Source organism: Polynucleobacter sp. 39-46-10, assembly GCF_002282275.1.
This window is the reverse complement of record NZ_NCJB01000146.1, coordinates 1-5,649: the sequence shown is the minus strand read 5'-3', so window position 1 is coordinate 5,649 and position 5,649 is coordinate 1. Positions and strand designations below refer to the sequence as shown.

General features: G+C 46.3%; 3 protein-coding genes. All 3 read right to left on the bottom strand.

The window, feature by feature from the left end; genetic code table 11:
* Positions 1-598 (bottom strand): DctP family TRAP transporter solute-binding subunit (locus B7X71_RS11030; protein ID WP_293600751.1); only part of this gene is annotated, 598 nt, incomplete at its 3' end.
* 214 nt (positions 599-812) lie between these two features.
* Entirely contained in the window at positions 813-3,707 is a 2,895-nt protein-coding gene (fdhF, locus tag B7X71_RS11025) for a formate dehydrogenase subunit alpha (protein WP_293600750.1), read from the bottom strand.
* Positions 3,708-3,743: 36 nt separating this feature from the next.
* A complete protein-coding gene (locus B7X71_RS11020; protein ID WP_293600749.1) occupies positions 3,744-5,546 on the bottom strand; it encodes an NAD(P)H-dependent oxidoreductase subunit E in 1,803 nt (600 codons plus the stop codon).
* Between the last annotated feature and the right edge of the window lie 103 nt (positions 5,547-5,649).

Genomic DNA, 5,649 nt, shown 5'->3' with positions numbered 1-5,649 from the left:
CGCCGGTTTGTAAGCCTTGGTACACCTCAGAGAATGCCATTTTCTGTGGGCTTGCACCTAACTGCTTAAAAATCGCCTCAAGCAATGCAGAGGGTTGAATACGGAACTTGAGACCCTTAACAGAATCAGGCAGGAGAATATCTTTGTTGGCTGACAACTGCTTCATGCCGTTATGCCAGTAAGCCAAACCAAGAATTCCCTTTTTCTCCATTGACTTCAACAAAGCTTGGCCGTCCGGGCTAGACTGGAAACGATCAACTGCTTCAGGATCCTTAAAGATGAAAGGCAAATCAAACACTTGAACCTGTTTACTAAAGCGGTCAAATTTAGATAAAGAAGGCGCAATAATTTGTACGTCACCCAATAACAGGGCTTCCATTTCTTTACCGTCACCAAAAAGCTGGGAATTTGGGAATATTTCAATTTTGACTAAACCGGGCAACTTCTTTTCAGCAAGCTCTTTGAATTTCAGAGCAGCCTGACCTTTTGGGGTGTTCTCGGTGACAACGTGACTGAATTTAATAGTAATGGGGTCGGCCGCATAAACATTGGTAGCTAAAACAGCTGACGCAAATAACGGAACAAGAATCTTTAACATGCACTATCTCCTTACTTTCTAATAATAATTTGTCTATATTAGTCATCTAGTCTGGGGTTGCAATAGCTACTATCCCTTATATAACTCTGTTCTTCTAATATTTAATCAATTCATCATGCACTGCAGCATCCCCGTTGATGTACATGATAGATTTGCTAATACAAAATAAAAAAGGCTCCGTAATAGGAACCTTTTTTACATAGGCAAGAAGTTATTAAGAGATAGCACTCCCCAATTGTCTTGAGGAATCATTAGTACCGTATCCCATAAACACTGAAGCTTGACCACCTTTGACTAGCTTGACAGCACAGTATTTAAATTCTGGGATCTTGCCAAATGGATCTAAGGCCGGATTGGTGATGAGGTTGGCTGCCGCCTCAAAGTAAGCAAATGGGATAAAGATGACGCCACGAGGCGTGCCATCATCTCTACGCACATGAATTGCCACTTCACCACGTCGCGACTGAACTGTAATGACATCGCCAGCAATAACCCCCAGCTGAGTCATATCCTCGCCATGCATAGAAACGGTAGCCATAGGCTCAATCGCATCTAATACAGTAGCGCGGCGCGTCATACTGCCAGTATGCCAATGCTCTAACTGACGGCCAGTAATCAATACAAATGGGTACTCCGAATCTGGGCGCTCATTCGCCGGAATGATATCGGCTGGCACTAGCTTCACCCTGCCATCTTTGGTATCAAACTTGTCATTAAATACAATCGGACGACCTGGATCTTCAGCAGATAGGCATGGGTAAGTGACGCTGGATTCTTTTTCAAGGCGCTCCCAAGTAATGCCGTTAATGGCTGCATGCATGGCTTGACGCATCTCGTCATAAACTGCTGCAACACCATCATCTGGACCTTGGTAATTCCAATTGAGACCCATGCGTTTAGCGATCTCTTGGATAATCCATAAATCAGGCTTCGCATCACCCGGTGGATTAATAGCCTTCTTACCCATTTGCACCATACGGTCAGTATTGCTTGCAGTACCAACCTTCTCTGGCCATGCGCTTGCAGGCAATACAACGTCCGCCAGCAATGCTGTCTCAGTCATAAAGATGTCCTGCACCACCAAGAGATCCAATGAAGCTAAAGCATGGCGGGCATGATTCAAATCAGGATCACTCATCGCCGGGTTTTCACCCTCAACATACATGCCGCGAATCTTATCGGGATCACTATCAGGTGCAGTAATCTTATGCATGATTTCTACAACGGTATAACCTGGCTTCTTATCTAATGGGGTATCCCAGAACTTCTCGAACCAAGCATGCGCCTCTGGGTTATCAACGCGTTGATAGTTCGGGAACATCATCGGAATCAAGCCAGCATCACTAGCACCCTGTACGTTATTTTGCCCACGCAATGGATGCAAACCAGATCCTGGTTTACCAATTTGCCCAGTGATGCTGACTAATGCAATTAAGCAACGAGCATTGTCAGTTCCATGAACGTGTTGGCTTACACCCATACCCCACAAAATCATTGCAGACTTCGTAGTGGCAAACTCACGCGCTACTTCACGCAAAGTCTCCGCCGGAATACCGCAGATTGGCGCCATTGCTTCTGGGCTATAACCCTTGATATTTTCTTTGAGAGCTTCAAAATTATTCGCGCGATTAGCAATAAATTCTTTATCAGCCAGACCTTCTTCAATAACCGTATAAATCATGGCATTAAGCATGGCAACATCACTATCCGGCTTGAACTGCATCGTACGCCAGGCATGCTTAGCAATATCTGTCTTGCGTGGATCACACAACACAATCTTTGCTCCACGCTTAGCGGCGTTCTTGAACCAAGTAGCTGCTACTGGATGATTCGCTGTTGGATTCGATCCAATCAACAAGATCAAGCTAGAGTGCTCAACATCGTTTACTTGATTACTTACTGCACCAGAACCAACGCCTTCTAATAGCGCAGCAACAGATGATGCGTGGCATAGACGGGTACAGTGGTCCACGTTATTGCTACCAAAGCCAGTGCGCACCAGCTTCTGGAATAAATACGCTTCTTCATTGCTACCTTTAGCAGAGCCAAAGCCAGCTAAGACCTTATTGCCGTATTGATCTTTGAGCTTCTTAAGACCACCGCCAGCAACTTCCAGCGCCTCTTCCCAAGTTGCTTCACGGAAGATGTTTGACCAATCTTGATTGCCTTCAAGCAAGGCTTCATCTTTAGCAACGCCAGCCTTACGAATCAGCGGCTTAGTTAAGCGCTGTGGATTATGGATATAGTCCATACCAAAACGACCTTTAACACAAAGACGATTGTGATTTGCAGGGCCGTCACGACCCTCAACGCTAACAATCTTTTCATCTTTAACGTTATAAGTAATTTGACAACCGACACCACAGAAAGGACATACTGAATCTACTTTGCGATCCACGGTTTGTGAGCCGATCAAACCCTTAGGCATTAATGCGCCTGTTGGGCAAGCCTGCACACACTCTCCACAAGCAACACAAGTACTGTCGCCCATTGGGTCATTCAGATCAAATATGATCTCACTATGCGCGCCACGCATTGCATAGCCAATCACATCATTCACCTGCTCTTCACGGCAAGCACGCACGCAACGATTACATTGAATACAAGCATCTAGGTTCACAGCCATCGCTGGATGAGAAACGTCATTGCTCACTTTTTCACGGCGCAATGCCTTGAGCTCAGGACGGACGGTAACATCCATACGGGCAGCCCAAGTGCTGAGCTCACCGTGTTGATTTTTTTGCTCTTCTTCCTTGGTATCGCCAACCCACTTAAATCCTTCATCGGGCATATCAGATAAGAGCATCTCCAACACGAGCTTTTGACTCTTCAATGCACGCTCGCTATTGGCTTTGACTTCCATGCCAGGAGTTGCGCTCCGACAGCAACTTGGTGCTAAGGTGCGCTCGCCATTAATCTCCACAACGCAAGCGCGGCAGTTACCGTCAGGACGGTAACCGTCTTTAAAGCACAGATGTGGAATATCAATACCATGGCGTTTAGCCGCCTTGAGAATGGTCTCACCTTCGTAAGAAACGATGGTTTGACCATCTAGCTTGAACTCTACGGTTTGCAACTCAAGTTCTTTAGGATTTACTGGTGCGTTCATATTTGTCTCGTTTTTCCCTTAGTAATTTGTCGCTGATTAAGCAACTTCTTGCGGGAAATATTTAGCAATACAGCGAATTGGATTAGGCGCAGCTTGACCTAGACCACAGATGGAGGCATCAACCATTACAGTAGCTAAGTCCTCTAAGGTTTCTTTATCCCAAGACTTTGACTGCATAAGCTTGGCGGCCTTACTTGTACCAACACGACATGGCGTGCACTGACCGCAACTCTCATGCTCGAAAAAGTGCATGACGTTAAGCGCCATATCTCGTGCTTTGTCCTTATCTCCAAAGACCATTACCGCAGCCGAACCAATAAAGCATCCATAGGGCTGCAAGGTATCAAAGTCAAGCGGGATGTCATTCATGGTTGCTGGCAAGATGCCGCCAGAAGCGCCGCCTGGCAAGTAGCCATAGAACTGATGACCATCTTGCATGCCGCCACAGTACTCATCAATCAATTCCTGAATAGTGATGCCAGCAGGCGCTAGCTTCACGCCAGGGCTCTTCACTCGGCCGCTGACGCTATAGCTACGCAAACCTTTACGATCATGGCGGCCAAAAGAGCTAAACCACTCAGGGCCACGCTGAACAATGTCACGCACCCAATAGAGAGTTTCAAAGTTGTGCTCTAGTGTTGGACGACCAAACAATCCAACTTGCGCAATATAGGGAGGACGCATGCGAGGTTCGCCGCGCTTACCTTCGATACTTTCAATCATGGCGGATTCTTCACCGCAAATGTAAGCACCAGCACCGCGACGCAACTCAATCAATGGCAACTTAAATGGGGGGCTAGCCTTTAACTTAGCTAACTCTGCTTCAAGCAATTCTCGGCAACCGTGATACTCATCACGCAGATAAATATAACAAGCATCAATACCCACTACATTAGCTGCAATCAGCAAACCTTCTAAGAAACGGTGGGGATCACGCTCTAAGTAAGTACGGTCTTTAAATGTGCCGGGCTCACCTTCGTCAATGTTAACTGCCATCAACTTCGGTGCAGCTTGGTCCTTCACAATACGCCACTTACGCCCCGCAGGGAAACCTGCGCCACCGAGACCACGAAGGCCAGAATTTTCCATGGCTTTGATGATGCTCTCAGCATCTTTTTTACCGTCAATAATTTCTTTGGCTAAAGCATATCCACCTTGCGCGCAATAAGACTCATAGCCAACATAGTCAGGAGAGACCGCTTGATTTTCACCTTGAGGAGATACACCTTTTTCAGCTAATGCTGCTGGATCAAAATTGGCGCTGTCCTTAGCCATTGGTTGGTTGGTCAGATTATTTTTGACGGCAGCACTAACTTTGTCGGTAGTGGCAAACAATACTGGGTACTGATGCACAACTGCTACAGGTGCTTGCTCACAACGGCCTACACATGGTGCAGCAACTACTTTAACTTTGGGATTACCTAAGATGGATGGCAACTTTGCCAATAGGTTTTGTGCGCCAGCTAATTCGCAAGCGATGCCATCACATACGCGCACAGTGATATCAGCAACCGGATCATTGCCGCGCACCACTTCGAAGTGATGATAGAAAGTAGCAACTTCGTAGACTTCAGCCATCGGCAAATTCATTTCTTTTGCGAGGGCAACTAAATGACGATCATGCAAAGCACGATATTCATCATTGAGCTTATGTAAATTCTCAATCAGTAAATCACGGCGATGAGGTGCATCACCAATTAACTGGCGAACTTCCGCTAAGGAGGCATCATCTGCTTGACGCCCCTTTAGCTTGCTTTTGCGACGAATGGTTTCCCTTAAGTCATCTGCAGTTGCTATCGCAACAGCCTGGATCTCTCCAGAGGGTTTTGGGTGATTCATAGTTTTAGTCTCTAATTTCTTGTCGCAATAATGATGCTGTTTTTTATGTGCATGAAGCCTTGCTTGAGAATGCCTGATTTAACGAGGAATGGATTGCCCCGCT